Source organism: Streptomyces scopuliridis RB72 (genome assembly GCF_000718095.1).
Classification (GTDB): Bacteria; Actinomycetota; Actinomycetes; order Streptomycetales; family Streptomycetaceae; genus Streptomyces; species Streptomyces scopuliridis.
In genome coordinates, this window is record NZ_JOEI01000082.1 from 1 (window position 1) to 553 (window position 553).

General features: G+C 64.2%; 1 protein-coding gene. It reads right to left on the reverse strand.

All coding sequences use genetic code 11. The features are described from left to right. A partial coding sequence (locus tag IF11_RS37465; RefSeq protein ID WP_037729490.1) for an acyltransferase domain-containing protein occupies positions 1-553 on the reverse strand: 553 nt, incomplete at both ends.

The window sequence follows — 553 nt, forward strand, 5'->3', positions numbered from 1 at the left end:
CAGTTGCGCGGCCACCACCGACTCCGCCGCACCCACCGCCACCATCGCCCCACCACGCGGCAACCCCTGCATCAACCCCGCACGCGCGACAACCAACCCCACCGCATCCGAAAGACGCAACACACCCGACACATGAGCCGCCACCAACTCACCCACCGAATGCCCCGCCACCACATCAGGAACCACACCCCACGACCCCAACAACCGAAACAACGCCACCTCAAACGCAAACAAAGCAGGCTGAGTAAACCCCGTCTCCCCCAACAAACCCGCCTCCACCGACCCCTCAACCCCAAACATCACCGACCTCAACGACCGCCCCAGAAGCGGATCGAACACCCCACACACCTCATCCAACGCACCCGCGAACACCGGAAACGCCCCATACAACCCACGCCCCATCCCCACCCGCTGAGCACCCTGACCCGAAAAAACAAACGCCACACCCCCCGACCCCACACCAGACACACCCAAACCAGACACACCACCGACCAACGCCCGCAAACCCGACAACAACTCACCACGATCCACACCGACCACCGCGGCGCCGTGG